Annotated in this window: 18 protein-coding genes and 2 tRNA genes; 9 read left to right on the top strand and 11 right to left on the bottom strand. The window is 62.6% G+C overall.

Features of this window, described 5'->3' with window-relative positions; all coding sequences use genetic code 11:
* Window position 1: 1 nt before the first annotated feature.
* A complete protein-coding gene (fdhD, locus tag ACFWAD_RS19345; protein ID WP_378538028.1) occupies window positions 2-871 on the top strand; it encodes a formate dehydrogenase accessory sulfurtransferase FdhD in 870 nt (289 codons plus the stop codon).
* Here the strand turns inward: fdhD and ACFWAD_RS19340 are convergent.
* The 3 genes from ACFWAD_RS19340 to aroQ are packed head-to-tail and all read right to left on the bottom strand — an operon-like array spanning window position 822 to window position 4,059.
* Window positions 822-2,735, bottom strand: a complete 1,914-nt coding sequence (locus ACFWAD_RS19340) for a TIM barrel protein (protein ID WP_378538025.1) — start codon at window positions 2,733-2,735, stop codon at window positions 822-824. The genes fdhD and ACFWAD_RS19340 overlap by 50 nt on opposite strands.
* A complete protein-coding gene (locus tag ACFWAD_RS19335; protein WP_378538022.1) occupies window positions 2,732-3,610 on the bottom strand; it encodes a shikimate dehydrogenase in 879 nt (292 codons plus the stop codon). Before ACFWAD_RS19335 ends, ACFWAD_RS19340 begins: the two co-directional genes overlap by 4 nt.
* Entirely contained in the window at window positions 3,610-4,059 is a 450-nt protein-coding gene (gene aroQ / locus ACFWAD_RS19330; RefSeq protein WP_378538019.1) for a type II 3-dehydroquinate dehydratase, read from the bottom strand. Before aroQ ends, ACFWAD_RS19335 begins: the two co-directional genes overlap by 1 nt.
* 126 nt (window positions 4,060-4,185) lie before the next feature.
* Here aroQ and ACFWAD_RS19325 point away from each other — a divergent pair, with 126 nt between their 5' ends.
* The 3 genes from ACFWAD_RS19325 (at window position 4,186) to ACFWAD_RS19315 (ending at window position 8,694) form a co-directional block, all read left to right on the top strand.
* A complete protein-coding gene (locus tag ACFWAD_RS19325) occupies window positions 4,186-4,860 on the top strand; it encodes a TetR/AcrR family transcriptional regulator (RefSeq protein ID WP_378447846.1) in 675 nt (224 codons plus the stop codon).
* A gap of 71 nt (window positions 4,861-4,931) precedes the next feature.
* Complete coding sequence (locus ACFWAD_RS19320) at window positions 4,932-7,154, top strand: glycoside hydrolase family 3 C-terminal domain-containing protein (RefSeq protein ID WP_378538013.1); 2,223 nt, start codon at window positions 4,932-4,934, stop codon at window positions 7,152-7,154.
* Window positions 7,155-7,356: 202 nt separating this feature from the next.
* Window positions 7,357-8,694 (top strand): MFS transporter, encoded by a 1,338-nt coding sequence (locus ACFWAD_RS19315; RefSeq protein WP_230814005.1) that lies wholly within the window; start codon window positions 7,357-7,359, stop codon window positions 8,692-8,694.
* 84 nt (window positions 8,695-8,778) lie between these two features.
* Here the strand turns inward: ACFWAD_RS19315 and clpX are convergent, their stop codons facing one another.
* From clpX to ACFWAD_RS19290, 5 genes are all read right to left on the bottom strand, one after another.
* Window positions 8,779-10,059 carry an ATP-dependent Clp protease ATP-binding subunit ClpX gene (gene clpX / locus ACFWAD_RS19310; protein WP_003944582.1) on the bottom strand — a complete coding sequence of 427 codons (1,281 nt, stop codon included), beginning with the start codon at window positions 10,057-10,059 and terminating at the stop codon, window positions 8,779-8,781.
* Window positions 10,060-10,416: 357 nt separating this feature from the next.
* Complete coding sequence (locus ACFWAD_RS19305; RefSeq protein ID WP_003944539.1) at window positions 10,417-11,079, bottom strand: ATP-dependent Clp protease proteolytic subunit; 663 nt, start codon at window positions 11,077-11,079, stop codon at window positions 10,417-10,419.
* Between the two features lie 48 nt (window positions 11,080-11,127).
* The gene (locus tag ACFWAD_RS19300) at window positions 11,128-11,715 is read right to left on the bottom strand and encodes an ATP-dependent Clp protease proteolytic subunit (protein ID WP_007730960.1); all 588 of its coding nucleotides are present in this window, start codon (window positions 11,713-11,715) and stop codon (window positions 11,128-11,130) included.
* 216 nt (window positions 11,716-11,931) lie between these two features.
* On the bottom strand, window positions 11,932-13,305 hold the full coding sequence (gene tig / locus ACFWAD_RS19295) for a trigger factor (RefSeq protein WP_378546718.1): 1,374 nt from the start codon (window positions 13,303-13,305) through the stop codon (window positions 11,932-11,934).
* A 132-nt stretch (window positions 13,306-13,437) separates the two neighbouring features.
* Window positions 13,438-13,511: transfer RNA gene (locus ACFWAD_RS19290), tRNA-Pro, on the bottom strand.
* A gap of 426 nt (window positions 13,512-13,937) precedes the next feature.
* Here ACFWAD_RS19290 and ACFWAD_RS19285 point away from each other — a divergent pair.
* Window positions 13,938-14,011: transfer RNA gene (locus ACFWAD_RS19285), tRNA-Gly, on the top strand.
* A 195-nt stretch (window positions 14,012-14,206) separates the two neighbouring features.
* Complete coding sequence (locus ACFWAD_RS19280; protein WP_378448038.1) at window positions 14,207-14,977, top strand: DUF1542 domain-containing protein; 771 nt, start codon at window positions 14,207-14,209, stop codon at window positions 14,975-14,977.
* Here the strand turns inward: ACFWAD_RS19280 and ACFWAD_RS19275 are convergent.
* Together ACFWAD_RS19275 and ACFWAD_RS19270 are read right to left on the bottom strand one after the other, a co-directional pair.
* A complete protein-coding gene (locus ACFWAD_RS19275; RefSeq protein ID WP_378537996.1) occupies window positions 14,974-15,771 on the bottom strand; it encodes an Fpg/Nei family DNA glycosylase in 798 nt (265 codons plus the stop codon). The two genes, ACFWAD_RS19280 and ACFWAD_RS19275, sit on opposite strands and share 4 nt — an antisense overlap.
* 15 nt (window positions 15,772-15,786) lie before the next feature.
* Window positions 15,787-16,260 (bottom strand): ribose-5-phosphate isomerase, encoded by a 474-nt coding sequence (locus tag ACFWAD_RS19270; protein ID WP_003944571.1) that lies wholly within the window; start codon window positions 16,258-16,260, stop codon window positions 15,787-15,789.
* 100 nt (window positions 16,261-16,360) lie between these two features.
* On the opposite strand from ACFWAD_RS19270, the gene ACFWAD_RS19265 reads away from it, so the two are divergent.
* Window positions 16,361-17,239: a M48 family metallopeptidase gene (locus ACFWAD_RS19265; RefSeq protein WP_283304110.1), complete on the top strand. Its 879-nt coding sequence runs from the start codon at window positions 16,361-16,363 to the stop codon at window positions 17,237-17,239.
* On the opposite strand, the gene ACFWAD_RS19260 is transcribed toward ACFWAD_RS19265, so the two are convergent.
* Window positions 17,227-17,850, bottom strand: coding sequence for a DsbA family protein (locus ACFWAD_RS19260; RefSeq protein WP_378537991.1), 624 nt, complete (start codon window positions 17,848-17,850; stop codon window positions 17,227-17,229). The genes ACFWAD_RS19265 and ACFWAD_RS19260 overlap by 13 nt on opposite strands.
* A gap of 166 nt (window positions 17,851-18,016) precedes the next feature.
* Here ACFWAD_RS19260 and ACFWAD_RS19255 point away from each other — a divergent pair, with 166 nt between their 5' ends.
* Both ACFWAD_RS19255 and pepN read left to right on the top strand, forming a co-directional pair.
* A complete protein-coding gene (locus ACFWAD_RS19255; protein ID WP_378537988.1) occupies window positions 18,017-19,252 on the top strand; it encodes an NAD(P)/FAD-dependent oxidoreductase in 1,236 nt (411 codons plus the stop codon).
* A 65-nt stretch (window positions 19,253-19,317) separates the two neighbouring features.
* Window positions 19,318-21,897, top strand: a complete 2,580-nt coding sequence (gene pepN, locus ACFWAD_RS19250) for an aminopeptidase N (protein ID WP_378537984.1) — start codon at window positions 19,318-19,320, stop codon at window positions 21,895-21,897.
* Window positions 21,898-21,947: the final 50 nt, after the last annotated feature.

Raw genomic sequence — 21,947 nt, 5'->3', positions numbered from 1 at the left:
GATGGGACGAGTCACCACACGAACACCGGTCGTTCGAATCTCGGGCGATCGGGTCGTCACGCGCCCCGACACGCTGGCCGTCGAGGAACCACTCGAAATGAGGGTCGGCGGCCAGGTGCTGGCCGTGACGATGCGAACACCTGGCAACGACGTCGACCTCGTACACGGATTCCTCCTCAGCGAAGGCGTCATCGCCACCCGCGACGACGTGAGCGTCGTCCGCTACTGCGACGGCGTCGACGACACCGGTGCGAACACGTACAACGTCCTCGACATCGCTCTCGCTCCCGGAGTGCCGTTGCCCGATCACACCACCGACCGCAACACCGTGGTCAGTTCCGCGTGCGGAGTGTGCGGCAAGACCTCACTCGACGCCGTCCGGACCACGACGCGTCATCCGTTGGTCGGTGACACCACTTCCGTCACCTCCACCACCCTGTCGGCCATGCCGGTCACGCTGCGGGAGAGCCAACGGATCTTCGAACGCACCGGCGGCCTGCACGCGGCCGGATTGTTCACCGCCACCGGCGAACTCCTGGCACTGCGCGAGGACGTCGGCCGTCACAACGCGGTCGACAAGGTGATCGGGTGGGCAATCACCGGCGGCCGAGTGCCCCTCTACGACACGATCTTGATCGTCAGCGGTCGGGCGTCGTTCGAACTCGTCCAGAAGGCCGTCATGGCCGGCATTCCGATCCTCGGAGCCGTCTCCGCGCCGTCCTCACTAGCGGTGGAACTAGCGCAGGAGTCCGGGCTGACTCTCGCCGGTTTCATCCGCGGCGATTCGATGAACGTCTACTCGCACCCGCACCGAGTCGAGGTCACGTCGAACTCGCACGCAATTGAGCCGACAGTCGCACAGCGGAGTTGACCTCCCCGTAGCCCTCGTACCCACCCACTCGCTGCACGACCTCGAAGAACAGGTCTCCCCCGACGGTCGGGGTGAACAGGTGGAAGAACTCGCCGTGAGCGTCCGCGTCGTAAAGGATTCCGGCGCTACGCATACGGTCGAGCAGTTCGGCATTCAGTCCGAAACGCGCGTCGAGATCGTCGTAGTAGTTCGGGGAAATGGGTAGCGGCACAAAGCCCCAGTCCTGCATCGACGCTGCAGCACCGAAGATGTTCTCACACGCGAAGGCGACGTGACTGACGCCGCCGCGGCGGACGGTCGGCAGCCCGCTTCGACTGCCCTCCACCATGTTCAGCGAGATGCGCAGGGCCTGTCCGTCGCCGTCTTGAACGAGCGTGAGCGCCTGGCTCCGCATGAGGCCGACGGAATCGGTGACGTCCTGCCCCTCGTGCGGGTGCATCTCGAACACGGACCGCAGGAGCAGCATGATACCGTCCCAGCTCTCGGCCGGAACTGCAAGCGCCACATGGTCGATCCCGGTGAACACTGCGCCCTGTTCACGATTGCGCTCGGCGGGCAGCGGATAGATCTCGAATGCCGATTCCCACGCTGCAGCACTGCCAGGGCCACGAAGGTCGATCGACGTCGCGTCGGTGACCTTCAGACGTACGACGTCCGGTACCTCGGAGTTCTCGTCACTCGATCCCGGCAACTGCACTCGCGTCGCCGGTACTTCGAGAGCCAGCGCTCGCTCACCCCACACTTCGGGTTCGGTTGCCCGGATGCCGATCTGAGTCAGAACCGGTAGATCCGCAGGCAGCCCGGGCGCCGTCCACACCGTGCCCGCAGTCGCGTCCACGGCAACGGTGAGCGATCCGTGCCGCCACAACTGCAAATCGTGGTCGTGGTGCCGCCCGAGCAGGTGAAAACCTAGACGGGAGAGCATCGTGTGCACCTGGTCCTGCTTAGCTGGTCCCGCCGCGATTCGCAGAGACACGATTCCTTCGAGCGGCGTGCGCTCCGGTGCGGTGAACAGCGTGGGTCCACCGGCGGCCGGGTTCGCGGCAGCGACCTGTTCTTCGAGGTGGAGCAGCGACCGATGAGCGTCGATTGCCGTTCGCTGGGTGTCGGCGCGACGGAATACATCGTTGAAGATCTCGAGGGACCACGGTCCGTCGTAGCCCGTGGCGTAGACGTGCTGAGCGAAAGCACTCAGATCGAAACTGCCCTGCCCCGGGAAGTTTCGGTGGTGCCGGCTCCACTGCAGGATGTCCATCGCCAAAAACGGTGCGTCCGCCAACTGGAGGAAGAAGATCTTCTCGCCCGGAATCTCGCGAATTCCGGCGGGATCGTCACCGCGCGAGAGGATGTGGAAGCTGTCCAGACAGGTTCCGAGTGAAGGATGGTCGATCCCTTCGACGATCTTCCATGCGTGGCCGTAGGTGTTGACGTGGGCTCCCCACGCGAGCGCCTCGTACGCAACTTTCTTGCCGTGCTCGGACGCCAATTCGGCGAGAGCTCCGAACTGCTCCGTCAACTGACCGTCGTCGTGACTCGCGGTCGGTAGGGGCGAGGAGCACACCAGGAGCGTCTCGCATCCCAGCTGATCCATCAGCTCGAATTTGCGTTGCACTCGAACAAGATTCCGAGCAAATTGACGTTCGTCCACCGTGTCGAAGTCACGGAACGGCTGATACAGATCGAGGGTGAGCCCCAGATCCGCTGCCCTCGTTCGCAATTCCTTCGGGGACCACGGCGAAGCAACAAAATCCGGCTCGAACACCTCGAAGCCGTCGAAGCCGGCGGCCGCGATGGCGTCGAGCTTCTCCTCGAGAGTGCCGCTCAGCGATACCGTCGCGATCGACGTCCGAACGGGGGCACTCACAGCGCTGCCGCAGTCTGTTCGCCGTGCACCAGTTCGGTCATGTGAGCGAGCATCCGCTTGCTGTCAGGCTCGATGCCCGTGAAGATCCGGAATGCGTCGACGGCCTGGAAGACAGTCATCCCGCCTCCGCTGAGCGTCGGCGCGCCGATCAACCTGGCCTGACGCAACAGTTCCGTTTCGAGCGGGCGGTAGACGATTTCCGCCACCCACAGATCAGGGCGGAGCAGATCCGGGGAGAAGGCCATTCCGGGATGGGCCGCCATCCCCATCGGTGTCGCGTGGATCAATCCGTGTGCGTTGCCGAGCGCTTCGGCGAGGTCGCTCGTGTGCCGCGCCTGGACTACCTGCGCCGGGAACTGCCGCGAGAAGGCATCCGCGAGTTCTTCCGCGCGAGCCAGGCTCGAATCGACCAACGTCAGCGTCCCGACACCGCGGGTGAGCGCGGCATAGGCAACCGCCGCACCTGCTCCGCCCGCACCGAGCTGCACGACGCGATCGAGCTGCGCACCGGGTAGCCCCTCGTCGAAATTCCGTCCGAAGCCCGACCAATCGGTGTTGTGTCCGATCGCCTTGCCGGAGTCGAAGAGGACCGTGTTCACTGCGCCGAGTTTGTCTGCGTCCGGCGAGAGCTCGTCGAGGTGCTCGATCACCAACTGCTTGCACGGGTGAGTGATGTTGAGGCCGCGGAACCCGAAACGTCGTGCATAGGTGAGAAGTTCACCGATGTCCGACGGCGCCATCCCCATCGCGTCGAGATCGAGGATGCGGTACACGTACGGCAGGCCCTGTCTGTGCCCTTCTTCCTCGTGCATGATCGGAGTCAAGGAGGCTCCGATGCCGGTGCCGATCAGACCGCAGAGGATCGAATCACTCATCAGTTCTTCCCTTCCCGAATGCAGACGAATTCGACTGCGGCGCTGTAACCGTCGATCCCCAACCCGCAGATGACCGCGTCGGCGATCCCGGACACGTAGGAGTGGTGACGGAATTCTTCGCGGCCGTGGATGTTGCTGATGTGCACCTCCACCACGGGGGCGTCGAGTGTGACCAGTGCGTCTCGCAACGCAACGGAGGTATGCGAATACCCACCGGGATTGATGACGATGCCCGCGACTCTGCCTCTGGCCTCGTGGATCCAATCGATCAGTTGACCCTCGTGGTTCGACTGCTTTGCTTCGACCACCGCTCCGAACTTCTGGGCCGCAACTTCGCAGCGGGAAACGACGTCGTCCAGGGTGTCCGTCCCGTAGAACTCCGGTTGCCGCCGGCCCAACAAATTCAAGTTGGGTCCGTTGAGGACCAGAACCGGCAGAGATGGAGTCATCAGGGCACCTCGGTGTCGACGTTCGAAGCTAATGTACGAACTAGTGAGTTAGTTCACTGGACGTTACTCCCCCGACGCGAACTCGACAAGCAAAGTCGACAAACTCCTGACAGATAGAGTGAGCACATGGTTTCCGAGCAGTCAGTGAACTCCGTGGCGTCGAAGCCGGAGAAGCGACGCCGAAACAGTGATCTGACCAGGGTGAACATCATCGCCGTCGCCACCGAGGAGTTTGCCGACAAGGGCTTCGCCGGCGCCCGGGTGGACGAGATCGCAACCAAGACGCACACCACCAAGCGGATGATCTACTACTACTTCACCGACAAGGAAGGACTGTACAAATCAGTCCTCGAACACGCGTACAGCGTGATTCGTGCGCAGGAGCGTGAACTCGACCTCGAGGGATTGAACCCCACCGCAGCAGTGCGCGCCTTGGCCGAACTGACCTTCGACCACCACGAACAGCACCCGAACTTCATTCGGCTGGTGGCAAACGAGAACATGCTCCGCGGCGAGCACATCGAGAAATCCGAACTACTCAGCGGCCTCGGCGCACCCGCCGCCGACCTGGTCTCGCAGATCCTCCACGACGGGCAGCACGCAGGGGTATTCCGATCCGACGTCGATGCTCTCGATATTCACATGTTGATCAGCAGTTACTGCGTCTTCCGCATCGCCAACCGGTACACGTTCAAAGCGCTCTTCGACCGTGATCTGACCGACTCGACTCATCGCGAACATCTCCGAACGATGCTCGGCGACATGGTTGTTGCGTTCCTGACCTCACCGACGCCGTCCTGACCCACCCCGAAGTCCGAAAAATCCCCCTACGGTGGTGAGTGGAACTCACAGCTGCCACCGGGAGGAACGACGTGACCGAGAACTACGTAGACGGGCTTTCACTCGAGGAGAAGGCGTCGTTGACGTCCGGCTCGGATTTCTGGCACAGCCAGTCCGTTGCCGGAATCGAGTCGATATTGCTGACCGACGGTCCGCACGGAGTCCGGAAACAACCCGAGGGTGGCGACGCACTCGGACTCGGCCACAGCATTCCCGCGACGTGTTTTCCACCGGCAGTCGGGTTGGGCTCGTCGTGGAACCTCGACCTCATCCGCCAGGTCGGTGAGGCTCTGGGCGACGAGGCCAAAGCCGAACAGGTCTCGGTTCTCCTCGGTCCCGGTATCAACATCAAACGATCCCCGTTGTGCGGCCGGAATTTCGAGTACGTCTCCGAGGACCCATTCCTCTCCGGCCGCGTCGCGGCAGCGCTGATCACCGGCATCCAGTCTCGCGGCGTCGGAACCTCGCTCAAGCACTTCGCTGCCAACAACCAAGAGCACGACCGGATGAGAGTCAGCGCCGACGTCGACGAACGGACGCTGCGCGAGATCTATCTGGCCGGATTCGAGTACGCGGTCAAAACCGCGGCCCCGACGACGGTCATGTGCTCGTACAACAAGATCAACGGTGTGTACTCGAGCCAGAACCATTGGCTGCTCACCGAGGTGCTCCGCGAGCAGTGGGGCTTCGACGGCCTCGTCGTTTCGGACTGGGGAGCGGTCAACGATCGCGTGGCGGCACTCACCGCCGGCCTCGATCTGGAAATGCCGCCGACCGGAACCGATACTCAGATCGTCGACGCCGTGCGCGGCGGAGACCTGGACGAATCCGTACTCAACACTGCAGCCGAACGCCTGTCGACGCTGGTGAAACGCACCGCCGCCGCGCGCACCGAAGGCCACACGTACGACGTCGCACGTCACCACGAGTTGGCTCGGACCGCGGCGGCGGAGTCCGCTGTTCTCCTTGCTAACGACGGCGAATTACTGCCGCTGACGCCCGGCGGGCAAACCGTCGCGGTGATCGGCGAATTCGCGTGCAGCCCGCGATATCAAGGTGCAGGCAGTTCACAGGTGGTTCCGACCCGGCTCGACAATGCCTTGGACGCGATCCTCGACCTCGAAGGCGCCGACCGCGTCACCTTCGCACCGGGCTTCACCTTCGACGGCACTCCGGACAGCGACATGGTCACCGAAGCTGTCGACGCTGCGCGCCGCGCTGACGTCGCCGTGCTCTTCCTCGGACTACCGTCCGCCACCGAATCCGAAGGGTTCGACCGAACCGACATCGAGTTGCCCGCCGACCAGATTGCCCTGTTGGAAGCGGTGCACGGTGCGAACCCGAACACCGTCGTCGTGCTCTCCAACGGCGGCGTGATTTCGATCGAGCCTTGGAAGGATCATGCCGCCGCAATCCTCGAGGGTTGGCTACTCGGCCAGGCCGGCGGCTCTGCGATCGCCGATCTGCTGTTCGGCATCACCAATCCGTCCGGACGACTCACGGAGACCATTCCGCTTCGCCTCCAAGACAATCCGTCGTTTCTGCATTTCCCCGGATCACAGCAGCACGTGCGATACGGCGAAGGACTGTACGTCGGGTACCGCTACTACGACTCCGCTCTGCGTGAGGTGGCGTACCCGTTCGGATTCGGGCTGAGCTACACCACCTTCGACATCACCGATACTGCTGTCGACGCCGGCGAGAACTCTGCCGACGTGACCGTCACCGTGCGCAACAGCGGCGATCGAGCGGGCAGCACCGTCGTTCAGGTCTACGTTCACGACGCCTCGGAAGGTGTCGACCGTCCCGCGCAGGAATTGAAGGGGTTTGCCAAGATCCACCTCGACCCCGACGAATCTGCGTCTGTGACCATCACGCTCGATACCAGGGCGTTTGCCTACTGGTCCATATCGGCGCAGGACTGGGCGATCGAACCCGGCGACTACGAGATCCGCGTCGGCTTCTCGTCTCGGGACATCGCGACCACCGACACGATCACTCTGGCCGGAAATGTCGGCGTCGGCACGCTCGACGCCATGTCGACGATCGGTGAATGGCTCGCCCATCCCGTCGGCAGTGGCGTTCTCGGCGCCGCCATGTCTGCCGCGGCAGGCGAAGGTGCGCAGTCGGTCAGCCCCGAAATGATGGCGCTCGCCGGTTCGATGCCGCTCGGAAAGCTCGCCACCTTCGGCCTCGGGATCACCGAGGAACAGGTGGAGCAGTTGGTGGCGGCCGCAGCGCAGCCGGCCTCCTGACCCCCTGAACTGCAGTTTCGACGTGTGATGTGTCCGCCGGTAGATTTTTATGAACTATTTGGTTAATAATCTTGTGTAGTTGCTGTGGCGTCGGTTACATTCCTTGTATCGCTCTCCGCACAGACGTTCTCAATACGAACACCGTTACGAACACAATCAGCGGATGTAGAGCCTCCACGACGCTTCCACCCAGGAGATGAGCATGTCAGCTAGCACGGTTACACCGTCCGGCCCCGAGGCGGGATCCTTGGCCAGGCCGGACACGACCAAGGTCAAGCGCGCCGCAACGTCGTCGTTTCTCGGCAGCATGCTCGAGTACTACGACTTCTACATCTACGCCTCCGCCGCCGCGCTCATCTTCCCCACGGTGTTCTTCCCGGACAGCGGACATGCGGCACTGCTTTCGCTCGCCACATTCGGTGTCGCGTACGTCGCGCGCCCCCTCGGCGCAGTGGTCCTCGGTCATTTCGGTGACCGCGTCGGCCGCAAGAAGATCATGCTGCTCACGCTCATTCTGATGGGTGCAGCCACCTTCCTCATCGGATGTATTCCCAGCGCCGATTCGATCGGAGTTTTTGCACCGATACTTCTGGTCCTGATGAGAATCGCTCAAGGAATCTCCGCCGCGGGCGAACAGAGCGGTGCCAGCTCGCTGACCCTCGAGCATGCTCCCGAAGGTCGACGCGCGTTCTTCTGCAGTTGGACCCTCAACGGCACCCAGGCCGGCTTCATCCTCGCCAGCCTCGTATTCCTGCCCATCGCCGCACTCCCCGACGACATTCTCTACACGTGGGGCTGGCGAATCCCGTTCTGGGGCAGCCTGATCGTTCTGGTGGCGGCATACATAATGCGTCTCAAGCTCGAAGAGCCCGAAGAGTTCACCGAGCAGCAGGAATCCAAGACCGTCGCCAAATTGCCTGTCGCCGATCTTCTTCGCACCCACAGCGCAAATCTGATTCGCGTGATCTGCTGCGCTTTCATCGCCGTCGTCTCGACCATCTTCTCCGTCTTCGGACTCGCCTTCGCCACCACCGAAGAAGTGGGGATTCCGAAGTCGACCATGCTCTGGGTTGCCATCGCAGCCAATGCCGTGGCATTGCTCAGTCAGCCCGCCTGGGCGATGCTCTCCGACCGAATCGGTCGCAGGCCACTGTTCATCGGCGGCGCCCTCGGTAGCGCCGTGTTCATCTACGTGTACTTCGGCGCAATCGCCAGCGGCAACGTTCCCCTGATCTTCCTCGCCGCAATCGGTTTGATGTCCGTCTTCTACGCGGCCCCGAACGCCATCTGGCCGTCGTTCTACTCCGAGATGTTCAACACCAAGGTCCGCTACTCGGGCATCGCAATCGGAACCCAGGTCGGCTTCGCCCTCGCAGGCTTTGCCCCCGCCATCGGCAACGCCCTCATGGGCGGCGACAAGACACACTGGATGCCCGTCGCCATTCTGACCTCGGTGGCGTGCGTCATCTGCGCGATCTCGGCGTTCACCGCCAAGGAGACGTTCCGCACTCCTCTCAAGGAACTCGGCAACCCGATCTAGCCGAATACCCGACAGACATCCTGCACGAACGACTGTGGCCCGGCATCTCGCGAGAGATGCCGGGCCACAGTCGTTTCAGAGTTTCTACGCCGTCTTGTCGCGACGCTCGCCACGTTCCGGCTTACGCGGAACGATGGTCGGAAGTACGTTGTCGTTGACGGTCTCCGCGGTGACAACCACCTTTTCGACGTCGTCACGGCTGGGGATGTCGTACATGACCGGAAGAAGAACTTCTTCCATGATGGCGCGCAGGCCACGAGCACCGGTTCCACGCAAGATCGCCTGATCGGCGATCGCGTCGAGCGCCTCTTCGGTGAACTCGAGTTCGACGCCGTCCATGTCGAAGAGTCGACGGTACTGCTTGACGAGAGCATTCTTCGGCTCCGACAAGATCTGAACGAGGGATTCCTTGTCGAGGTTGGTCACCGACGCGATCATCGGCAGTCGGCCGATGAACTCGGGGATCAGACCGAACTTGATCAAATCCTCCGGCATGACCTCGGCAAAACGATCGACCGTATCCAGTTCTGCCTTCGACCGAACCTCGGCGCCGAAACCGATACCGCGCTTGCCGACACGATCGGAGACGATCCGCTCGAGGCCTGCGAAAGCTCCCGCGACGATGAACAGCACGTTCGTGGTGTCGATCTGGATGAATTCCTGGTGCGGGTGCTTACGGCCACCCTGCGGCGGGACACTCGCCTGCGTACCTTCGAGGATCTTCAGCAGCGCCTGCTGAACACCTTCACCGGACACGTCACGCGTGATCGACGGGTTCTCACTCTTGCGCGCGATCTTGTCGACCTCGTCGATGTAGATGATTCCGGTCTCGGCGCGCTTGACGTCGTAGTCCGCGGCCTGAATCAGCTTGAGCAGAATGTTCTCGACGTCCTCACCGACATAGCCGGCCTCGGTCAACGCCGTCGCGTCGGCGATGGCGAACGGGACGTTGAGCATCTTTGCGAGAGTCTGAGCGAGGTACGTCTTGCCGCAGCCGGTGGGGCCGAGCATCAAAATGTTGGATTTTGCGAGCTCAACCGTCTCACCCCGCGCATCACGGCCCTTGTCGCCGGCCTGGATGCGCTTGTAGTGGTTGTAGACGGCCACGGCCAGTGTCCGCTTGGCGGAGTCCTGACCGATGACGTAGTTCTCGAGGAATTCTCGGATCTCCGCAGGCTTGGGAAGCTCGTCGAGCTTGACCTCGCTCGACTCGGCCAATTCCTCTTCGATGATCTCGTTGCAGAGGTCGATGCACTCGTCGCAGATGTACACCCCGGGTCCTGCAATGAGCTTCTTGACCTGCTTCTGACTCTTACCGCAGAAAGAGCACTTGAGCAGATCCCCGCCGTCGCCGATGCGTGCCATCTCGTGAGGTCCCTACTTTCCTTCATGTACGTGCGCTCGCCGCCACTCGATCGGTCGAGATGCTCCGCAGTACGTCGGTAGTTGTCAGATCAGAGTTGTCAGATCAGACAAACTGATCAACAAACTGATCGAACAAATCTGGTCGAACAATCGCAGAACGCCGGTCGAGAACCAGCCCGTGAAGTGACGGTACCCGCAGATCCCGAACGGGGTCGACCTGTTCTCGGCGTTTCGCCTGCGGATAAAAAAGAAAAGTGCCGAGATTTCGGCCTGGCAAGCCTTCCACCTGGCACTTCTCGACGTGTCCGCCTCGTGTCGGGAATCGGGATACGGATCTCGACACGAGGCGGAAATCGACTACTTCTGTGCGCTGAGCTTCCGGTAAGCGAGCACGTCGTCGATGATGCCGTACTCCTTGGCCTGCTCGGCCGTGAGGATCTTGTCGCGATCGGTGTCGACGCGGATGGTCTCCGGATCCTTGCCCGTGTGCAGCGACAGCGTGCTCTCCATGAGTCGACGCATACGCTCGATCTCCGCAGCCTGGATCTCCAGATCGGAAACCTGACCCTGGATGCCGCCCGTGGCCGGCTGGTGGATCAGAATGCGCGAGTTGGGGAGCGCGAAGCGCTTGCCCGGCGTACCACCGGCGAGAAGCACGGCAGCTGCCGAAGCAGCCTGACCGAGGCAGACGGTGGAAATGTCGGCACGGACGTACTGCATCGTGTCGTAGATCGCCATCAGCGCGGTGAACGAACCACCGGGCGAGTTGATGTACATGGTGATGTCGCGGTCCGGATCCTGCGATTCGAGAACCAGCAACTGCGCCATGAGGTCATTGGCGGAGACGTCGTCGACCTGCGAGCCGAGGAAGATGATGCGCTCCTCGAACAGCTTGTTGTACGGGTCGGACGTCTTGACGCCGTAGCTGGTCTGCTCCGTGAACTGGGGCAGGATGTAGCGCGATTGGGGGCCTGACGGCGCCTGGCCGCCCAGCGAGTTAGCTCCGAAAAGATTGGTCATCAGTTCTCCAAAGTATGAATTGGGCAGCGAAAGGATGGACGAACCGGCTCAGTTGCCGGTGCCGCCGGCCTGATTCGCACGGGAGACGACGTGGTCGACGAAGCCGTACTCGAGAGCTTCCTTCGCCGTGAACCAACGGTCACGGTCGGAGTCCGCGGTGATCTGCTCGACCGTCTGACCGGTGTGCTGAGCGATCAGCTCGGCCATTTCGCGCTTGGTGTGCTTGAACTGCTCAGCCATGATCGCGATGTCGCTGGCGGAACCACCGATACCGGCGGACGGCTGGTGCATCATGATGCGGGCGTGAGGCAGTGCGTAACGCTTGCCCTTGGTGCCGGCCGAGAGGAGGAACTGACCCATCGACGCCGCAAGGCCCATGCCGAAGGTGGCGATGTCGCACTCGGCGAACTGCATGGTGTCGAAGATCGCCATACCGGCGGTCACGGATCCACCGGGCGAGTTGATGTAGAGCGAGATGTCTCGCGTCGGGTCCTCGGCCGAGAGCAGCAGGATCTGTGCGCACAGCTTGTTGGCGATGTCGTCGTCGACCTGGGTACCGAGGAAAATGATGCGCTCTCGCAGCAAGCGCTCGTACACCGAGTCGCTGAGGTTCAACCCAGCGGTCGCTGAAGTCATGGCGGGACTCTGCAAAGTCTCCAGGTGATTGGAAGTCACGGTACCTGCCTTCTATGTGGATCTACTTGTGCGGTGGATCGTCTATGCGAAACACTTCTACTGACACAGACAGTAACGAAGTAGGGCGGCACCGGAGTCCCGGTGCCGCCCTACTTCGCTCAAAGCGGAAAACTCAGTGCAGTCGATCGTGGTGAAAACACCCGTCCGCCTGCGTTTTTACTTGTCTTCGCTCTCGGCGGAATCAGAGGCATCCGCTTCGATTTCGTCTTCGCTGCTGCCGAAAAGCTCTGCGGTGTCGACAACGGCACCGGAGGTGTCCTTGACACCGGCCGACTCGACGACGGACGCGAGCGCCTTGCCGCGACGGACGTCTGCGAAGACGGCGCCGAGCTGGTTGGCCTGCTGGATCTGCTGGATGAACTGCTCCGGAGCCATGCCGTAACGCTGCGCCTGGAACAGGATGCGCTCGGTGAGCTCGTCCTGACCGACGGTGACGTTGCCCGCATCGGCGATCGAGTCGAGCAGGAGCTGCGTCTTGACGGAGCGCTCAGCGGCTTCCTGGGCATCCTTGTCGAACTCTTCGCGGCTGCTGCCCTGCTCTTCGAGGAGCTTGTTCAGTGCCTCTTCGTCGTGATCGAGACCGTGAACGGCGTCGTGCAGTGCAGCGTCGACCTCGGCCTTGACGACGGCCTCCGGCAACGGAACCTCGACGGTCTCGAGCAGCTGCTCGAGAACCTTGTCGCGGATCTGACCGGCCTGCTCGACCTTGCGGACGCGTGCGACGCGCTCACGGAGGTCTGCCTTCAGTTCTTCCAGGGTGTCGAACTCGCTGGCGAGCTGAGCGAACTCGTCGTCCTCAGCCGGAAGCTCGCGCTCCTTGACCGTCTGCACGGTCACGGTGACAACAGCTTCCTTGCCTGCGTACTCGCCGGCGACCAGCGTCGACGTGAAGTCCTTGGACTCGCCGGCCTTGAGGCCGATGATGGCTTCGTCGAGGCCCTCGATGAGCTGGCCCGATCCGACCTCGTGCGACAGTCCGCTCGCGGTTGCCTCGGCAACGTTCTCTCCGTCGACGGTGGCCGACAGATCGATGGAGACGAAGTCGCCATCCTCGACTGCGCGGTCGACGCCGGTGAGGGTGCCGAAACGCTGACGCAGCGAAAGCAACTGCTCTTCGATGGCTTCGTCGGTGATCTCGATCGGATCGACCTCGACGTTGATGGAGCTGAAGTCAGGGAGCTCGATCTCGGGGCGCACGTCGACCTCGGCGGTGAACTCGAGGAGCTCGCCGTCTTCGATCTTGGTGACCTCGATCTCGGGCTGGCCGATGGCCTTCACGCCGGCGCTGGTGACAGCCTCGGAGTAACGCGACGGCAGAGCGTCGTTGACGACCTGCTCGAGCACAGCGCCGCGACCGACACGTGCTTCGAGGAGGCGGGCCGGAGCCTTGCCGGGACGGAAGCCGGGGAGACGAATCTGCTGCGCGAGGGCCTTGTAGGCCTTGTCGAAATCAGACTTGAGTTCCGCGAAGGGCACCTCAACGTTGATACGGACTCGCGTCGGGCTGAGCTGCTCGACGGTGCTCTTCACGAAACTTCGCTCCTTCGTCTGGTCTTGCTCACAACTTGTGTTGAATCGGTACTGCTGGGTTTTCGGTAGTGCTGTCTGGCGCGGCACTTCATTCCCGTAGAAGCTGGAGGTGAAGTGCCATGTACGTACTTGTCGGGATGACAGGATTTGAACCTGCGACCCTCCGCTCCCAAAGCGGATGCGCTACCAAGCTGCGCTACATCCCGTTTCCGATCACATGAAACACCGAACACATGAAACACACGATACGGCCATCTGAGGCCACAAAGACAGCAGGCCACAAAGGCAGCCACCATCGGTGACCGCGCACAACCCTATCGCGCTCACTACTCTCTCACGAACCCGACCGTCATTTGTACACGGCCCGCCTGTCCGACCCCGTCAGTATGGCAGCCGACCCGCGGCCCCGCTGATGCCGTTGCCTGACAGTCCTTGACTGACCGATCACGACACCCGGACTGGAAGCTGCGCCGCCTGTAAGAAGCCCCGACTTGCCGAGCAATTCGGCAATTCCCCAGGTGAACGACGGTATCGAACTTCCCCGACCCCCCGATTATGAAATCCGGTGGAGCATTGGGTACAGTTTCGTATCGCAGACGACGAACACGGCGATCCCGAGTTGTCGTATGCACGGGGATGTAGCTCAATGGTAGAGCCTCAGTCTTCCAAACTGATCACGCGGGTTCGATTCCCGTCATCCCCTCCATCAGGAGGGAAACTCCACAAATATCCGCATCGGCCTGGCCGGTGCGGATTTTTTTTGCGTTCGAACTCTGTGCACCCAGACCACTCCCCCGGGGTCCGTATCCTGGAGTTGTCCGGATCGATTCTGCTCGGGAGGCCACTCGTGACCACGATTCTTCTCATACTCGTCGTTCTGGCCGTAGTCGTATTTCTGGTCATGAAAAGCCAGCAACGCGGTTCCGGCCACAGCGCAACACAACTCGACGACGCGAAAGCCGATGCCCGGCAGGCGATCGAACGCCTCGGCGGTCAGGTCTACAACCTGACCGGCAGTGACGACGCCTCGCGCCAAGCCCTCGCCGACGCAGGCGAACGGTACAACGCCGCAGGCTCGCAGATCGACCAGGCCGCAACGCCGGTTCAGGCTCGTCTCGCGAAACAGACTGCCCTGGAAGGGCTTTACTACATCCGCGCGGCACGGGTGGCGATGGGCATGGATCCGGGGCCGGAAGTCCCATCCATCGACGGACAGAAGGCTGCGGGTTCTGTCACCGAAGACCGTGAGGTCGAATTCGAGGGCCGCAAGGTCGCCGCATCACCCAATCCGTCTTCGCACACACCCAACTACTACCCCGGTGGACGAGTCGCAGGTCGCCCGGTCCCGGCCGGCTGGTACTCCGAGCCTTGGTGGAAGCCTGCCCTCGTCGCCGGCGCCTGGGGTCTGGGTTCGATGATGCTGTTCTCGACCATGTTCTCCGGAATGGCCGGGGTTCCTTACGGCGCAGAAGCGTTCGCCCAGGGTGGCGATCCCGGCGCCGATACGGGAGCCGGCGACTCCGGCGATCAGGGCATGGACGCCGGTGATTCCGGTGCGGACCAAGGAAGTATGGACAACACGGATTACACCGCAGACGGCGGCTACGACGGTGGGGGCAGCGACTTCGGGGACTTCGGTGGTGGTGGAGACTTCGGCGGCTTCGACTTCTAAGCCGACTGACACACCGGGCACCAGAACAGGTTTCGTGCCTTCATGACGGAATGCAGGATCGGTGTGCCGCACACGCGGCACGGCGATCCTGCTCTTCTGTAGACGTAGGTCCGCGGACGATCTTTTGCGTACGCCGGATCTCCGTTGTCGTGCTCGGCGCGAACGACGTGCATCTTCCCGCGTCTGACACCGACTTTCATCAATTCGACAAGGTCTGCCCACATGGCAGTCCACTCGTCGTGAGAGACGAGATTTCCTTCTCGTTCGGGGTTGATTCCGTGGCGAAAGAGAAGCTCGGCGCGATAAACGTTGCCGACACCTGCGAGGACCGCCTGGTCCATCAGCAGCGCGCCGATTGCCGTCTTGGACTTGGAGATTCGCATCCAGGCCTTCTGCGGATCCGCGTCGCGGCGCAGTGGGTCCGGCCCGAGCCGGGCTTCTATCGCGGCGACCTGAGGAGGTAGCAGGACTTCGCAGGCGGTGGGACCACGAAGGTCGGTGCCGAAATCGGCACCGACCATTCGCATCCGGACCTGGCCTACCGGTTCTTCCATAGGCAGGGTGGCGTCGGTGAACTTTCCGTACAACCCGAGGTGTACGTGAACTGTCAAACCGTTGTCGTACGTGTGCCAGAGGTGCTTTCCCCAGGCATCCGATGACGTGAGTACGTGTCCGTCCACCAGGCGCGCGTCATCGGCGAACCTGCCTTGCGGACTGAGGACGCGGACCGGTGAACCGACGAACTTGCGGGCATGCAACCGTGCCAGCCGGTGCAGGGTATGACCTTCAGGCACGGAACAACTTTCGGATCAGGCTTGCGGCAGAGCCGGTGCGACGCCGGTCTTCTCGTACTCGGACAGGATGTCGATACGACGCTGGTGGCGCTCTTCACCCGACCATGCGGTGGCGAGGAAAGCGTCGACGATGGCAAGCGACTCCTCGAGGGAATGCATACGTCCGCCGATGCCGATCAACTGAGCGTTGTTGTGCTCGCGGGCCAGCTTCGCCGTTTCGACGCTCCAGGCGAGGGCGCACCGTGCGCCGGGAACCTTGTTCGCTGCGATCTGCTCCCCGTTGCCACTGCCACCCAGGACGATTCCCAGGCTGCCCTCGTCGGCGACGACGCGCTTTGCGGCTTCGATGCAGAAGGCCGGGTAGTCGTCCACGGCGTCGTACTCGTGAGCACCACAGTCGATGGCCTCGTGGCCGTTCGCTTTCAGGTGTTCGATGATCTCGTTCTTACGTTCGAATCCGGCATGGTCGGCACCCAGGTATACGCGCATGGCGACAATTCTCTCAGGCCCGACCAGCCGGGCGCACCCGGGTCGACGTCACACTTTCAGGAGCGCGCATCGCCGTGCGAGCGCACCTATCGTGGTGCCCATGTACCCCGCCAACGCTCAGGCCGCTGCACCCGCCGTTCGCGTGTCACCGGGCAGTGACGCGGTTCGCCACCCGTGGGAAATCCCGCTACTCGTGCTCGCGGTTCTGACGACGGTCGTCACCTATGTGGTGGCGATCGTTCTGATCGCTGCGGGTGATCTGTCGACGTGGATCCTCGTGGTGCTCGCGGCTCCGATCTTGCTGTTCCTCGCGCGAGGTCAGCTGTACGGGTCGCAGCAGGTCAACGGAATCAAGATGACGCCTTCGCAATTTCCGGAGGGGTATCAGCTGGTTGCGGAGGCTGCCGCACGGTTCGGTATGAAAACTCCGCCGGATGCCTACGTCGTGCTGGGGAACGGACGGATCAACGCATTTGCGTCGGGGCACGGATTTCGCCGGTTTGTCGTCGTCTACAGCGACCTGTTCGAAGTCGGTGGGCAGGCACGCCAGCCCGACGCGCTCGCGTTCATCATCGGCCACGAGGTCGGTCACATCGCTGCCGGACATGCGTCGTACTGGCGTCAGTGGGGGCAGTTCGCGTCGAACTACATTCCGGTGATCGGGTCTTCGCTGTCGCGTTCCATGGAGTACACGGCGGACAATTTCGGTTTTCACATGCGCCCACAGGGCGCTCCGGGCGCGATGGGCGTCCTCGGCGCGGGCAAGTATCTGGTCGGCCTGGTCGGGTTCGACGAACTCGCCGATCGCGCGACACTCGAATCCGGGTTCTTTCCGTGGTTCGTCAACATCTTGTCGTCGCACCCGGTGCTGACCTGGCGTGCGGCCGCGCTTCGCAACCGCACGCACTCAGGTCATCTGTTCTTCCGGCCCGGTCAGCTCTACCGAAATCCGGCGCTCACTGCTGCTCAGTCGAACTGAGGATCCTCCGTGCGGGTCCGCTTGAGCTCGAAGAAGTGAGGGTAGCCGGCCAGCGCGACTGCGCCGTCCCACACCTTGCCCGCGTCCTCGCCGCGCGGGATGCGCGAAAGCACGGGGCCGAAGAACGCCACACCGTTGACATGAATCGTCGGGGTTCCGACGTCGGGTCCGACGGCGTCCATGCCCTTGTGGTGGCTCTCGCGCAGAGCCTCGTCGTACTTGTCGGTGTCGGCGGCCTCGGCCAGTTCAGGTGGCAGGCCGACCTCGGCGAGGGACGACTTGATGACGTCGGCGAAGTCCTTGTTTCCCTCGTTGTGAATCTTCGTCCCCATCGCCGTGTACAGCGGCAGAAGGATCTCGTCGCCCTTCAGCTGCGCTGCAGCGATAGCGACGCGGACCGGTCCCCAGGCCTTGGTCATCATCTCGCGGTACTCGTCTGGCAGGTCGCGGCCCTCGTTGAGAACCGCAAGGCTCATCACGTGGAACTTGGCCTCGATGTCGCGGACCTGCTGGGCCTCGAGAATCCAGCGTGAGGTGATCCAGCACCACGGGCAGAGCGGGTCGAACCAGAAGTCAGCAGTGTCCGTGGTCTTGCTCGAGGTTGCGCTCACGAAGAAACTCCCTATCAGTTCATGTCGGTCAGGTCATATCAGTTCGGGGACATACTCCCGTCCTGCCAACAATCATGAACCCGCAATCCTTCCCGCGCTTTCCCCCGAACCACCTTCCGATCGCAGTAGTGTCGAAAAGAAACGAGTGCGAAGGAGTGGTTCAGCAATGAGCACCAACCGGAGATTCGTGATCGTCGGCGGCGGGCTCGCGGGCGCAAAGATCGCAGAAGCCCTGCGTGAGCGAGATTTCGACGGTGAAATCACCGTCTTGAGCGAAGAAGACCACCTTCCGTACGAGCGGCCGCCGCTGTCGAAAGAGTTCTTCGCGGGAAAGAAAACACTCCCCGAATTCACCGTCCACGACGGCGAGTGGTTCCGCGACCACCGCGTCGATCTTCGACCGGGAACCACGGCAACGGCGATCGACACCGCTGCGCACACCGTCTCACTTCCGGACGGTTCCACGATCAGCTACGACAAGCTCGCCTTGGCCACCGGCTCACGTTCGCGGCGCCTCGACATCCCGGGGTCCGACGCCGAGGGCGTTCACTACGTGCGAACAGTCGATCAAGCCGCTGCGCTGCTGCGCACCCTGGCCGCCGACAAGAAACTCGTCGTGATCGGTGCCGGCTGGATCGGTCTCGAAATTGCCGCGTCGGCTCGCGGTTTCGACGTCGACGTCACCGTGCTCGAACATGCCGGCCTCCCGCTCGAATCGACGCTCGGCCCGGAAATGGGTGAGGTCTTCGCCGCGTTGCACCGCCAGAACGGCGTCGACTTGCGCACCGGCACGGACGTCAGCGCAATCTCCGTCGACGGCCATCGAGCCTCGGGTGTCACCTTGAACGATGGAACCGTGATTCCCGCCGACGCCGTGTTGATCGCTGTCGGGGCATTGCCCAACACCGAGTTGGCGTCGGAGGCGGGTATCGACGTCGACAACGGAGTTCTCGTCGACGCCGGTCTGCAGAGCAGCGACGCCGACGTCGTCGCGGTGGGAGACATCGCTGCCGCACAACATCCGATTCTGAATGCACGAATTCGGGTGGAGCACTGGGCAAACGCGCTCAACCAACCCGAGACGGCCGCAGACACCATGTTGGGGCGGCCCGCCGAGTACGTGCGCATGCCGTATTTCTTCACCGATCAGTACGACCTCGGTATGGAATACGTGGGTCACGCACCGCATGGCGCGTATTCCCGTGTCGTTACTCGCGGTGACATCGACAAGCGCGAGTTCCTGGCGTTCTGGCTCGATTCCGCGAACAAGGTACTCGCCGGCATGAACGTGAACATTTGGGATGCCGGTGACGCCATCAAGGAACTGGTCGCATCTTCGCGCCCCGTCGATCCGGATCGGTTGGCCGATCCGCAGATTCCGCTGGCAGAAGTGTCCGCTTGAGTAAAGCCGTTCTCTTCGTGATGGGATGGACGTAATAGATCCGCACCATCAACGAGGAGATCTTTGTGGTCGCACCGAACCTGACACGCGAAACCGCAGCGCAACGGTCAGCAATCCTGACCGTCGAGAACTACCTGATCGAACTCGATCTCACCGACGGCAACGACGCACCCGGCGAAGTGACGTTCTCTTCGAAGACCACCGTCACGTTCACGGCTACGGCCGGGGCAAGCAGCTTCATCGACATCGTCGCTGCCCGAGTCCATTCCGCAGTCCTCAACGGAACGGCACTCGACGTCTCCGGTTACGACGAGTCGACGGGCATCAGCCTGCCAGACCTCGCCGCCGACAACGAGTTGGTCATCGAGGCCGACTGCATCTACTCCCACACCGGCGAGGGACTGCACCGATTCGTCGACCCGACCGATGACGCCGTCTACCTCTATTCACAGTTCGAGACGGCTGACGCCAAGCGCATGTTCGCGTGCTTCGATCAGCCTGATCTGAAGGCGACGTTCGACGTCCGCGTCACCGCTCCCACGTCGTGGAAAGTCATCTCCAATGGCTCGGTCGTCGAGACCCTCGCCGCCGATCCCGGCAAGCACGTCTTCCGGACCACCCCAAAGATGAGCACGTACCTGGTGGCGCTCATCGCCGGTCCCTACGCCCACTGGACCGACAACTACTCCGACGATCACGGCGACATTCCACTCGGAATCTTCTGCCGCGCTTCGCTGGCCGAGTTCATGGACGAAGAGCGGCTCTTCACCGAGACCAAGCAGGGATTCGACTTCTACCACCGCAACTTCGGTGTTCCCTATGCCTTCGGCAAGTACGACCAGCTCTTCGTCCCCGAATTCAATGCGGGCGCGATGGAGAATGCCGGCGCCGTGACCTTCCTCGAGGACTACGTCTTCCGCTCCAAGGTGACCCGCTACTCGTACGAGCGTCGCGCCGAAACCGTGCTGCACGAAATGGCGCACATGTGGTTCGGCGATCTCGTCACGATGGCGTGGTGGGACGACCTGTGGCTCAACGAGTCGTTCGCGACCTTCGCTTCGGTCCTGTGCCAGACCGAGGCCACGGAGTACACGAACGCGTGGACGACGTTCGCCAACGTCGAGAAGTCGTGGGCCTATCGCCAGGACCAGTTGCCGTCGACGCACCCGATTGCCGCGGACATTCCGGACCTGGCCGCCGTCGAGGTCAACTTCGACGGCATCACCTACGCCAAGGGCGCCAGCGTCCTCAAGCAGTTGGTCGCCTACGTCGGACTCGAGCCGTTCCTCGCCGGACTGCGTGAATACTTCCGTGAGCACGCCTTCGGGAACGCAACCTTCGACGATCTACTGGGTTCACTCGAAAAGTCCTCGGGCCGTGACCTTTCCGACTGGGGTCGTCAGTGGCTCAAGACCACCGGCCTGAACATCCTGCGACCCGACTTCGACGTCGACGCGGACGGAAAGTTCACCCGCTTCGCCGTCCTGCAGGACGGTGCTGCCCCCGGCGCCGGTGAGCGTCGAATCCACCGGATCGCCATCGGAATCTACGACGACGTCGACGGCAAGTTGGTGCGCACCCATCGCGTCGAACTCGACCTCGATGCTGCGGAAAGCACGGTTGTTCCCGAACTTGTCGGCGTTGCCCGCGGTGCGCTCGTGTTGGTCAACGACGACGATCTGACGTACGGCTCCGTGCGACTCGATCCCGAATCGTTGGCGACGGCGATCGAGCGGGTCGGCGACATCACCGACTCACTCCCCCGCACCCTGGTCTGGTCGGCGGCGTGGGAAATGACCCGCCAAGCCGAACTGAAGGCCCGCGACTTCGTCGCACTGGTCGGACGCGGAATCAGTTCGGAGACCGAAGTCGGTGTGGTGCAACGCCTCTTGCTCCAAGCCCAAACCGCCATCGGTTCCTATGCCGATCCCGACTGGGCCGAGGCCGAAGGCTGGACTAGCTTCGCCAATCGGTTGCTCGAACTCGCACGTGAGGCAGAGGCCGGGTCCGACCACCAGCTGGCATTCGTCAACGCACTCACCGGTGCTGCGCTCTCGCCGTGGCACACCGAGGTACTGCGCGAATTGCTCGATGCCGATCCCTCCACCGTCGGGCTCGACGGCCTGATCGTCGACACCGACCTGCGCTGGCGCATCGTCGGGGCGCTCGCAGCTGCCGGCGAGATCGACGCCGAAGGAATCGCAACGCCGTTCATCGACGCCGAAGCCCAGCGTGACCCGACCGCTGCGGGCGCTCGTCAAGCCGCGGCCGCCGCGGCCGGACGTCCGCAGGCTGCTGTCAAGGAAGAGGTCTGGGCGAAGGTCGTCGGCGACGACTCGGTGCCGAACATCACCGCGCGATCGATCATCGGCGGGTTCGCTCGCGAGGGCCAGGACGAACTGCTCGAACCCTTCGTCTCCCGCTACTTCGCCGACATCGCGGCGGTGTGGGAACGACGCTCGAGCGAGGTCGCACAAACGGTTGTCATCGGGCTGTACCCGGCGTGGTCGATCTCCGAAGAATCCGTCGCGGCAGCAGACCGATTCCTCGAAGGCGACATCCCTCCCGCATTGCGCCGTCTGGTCGTCGAAGGCCAGGCCGGTGTGGTTCGTTCACTCGCAGCACGAAAGTTCGACGCGAGCTGACATGCGAAAGGCCGGTGCCCGCTTCGATTCACCCGAATCGACGCGGGCAC

Origin of the sequence: Rhodococcus sp. NPDC059969, from assembly GCF_042738325.1 — a bacterium.
GTDB lineage: Bacteria > Actinomycetota > Actinomycetes > Mycobacteriales > Mycobacteriaceae > Rhodococcus_F.
This window is presented reverse-complemented; position numbering and strand designations above follow the sequence as displayed.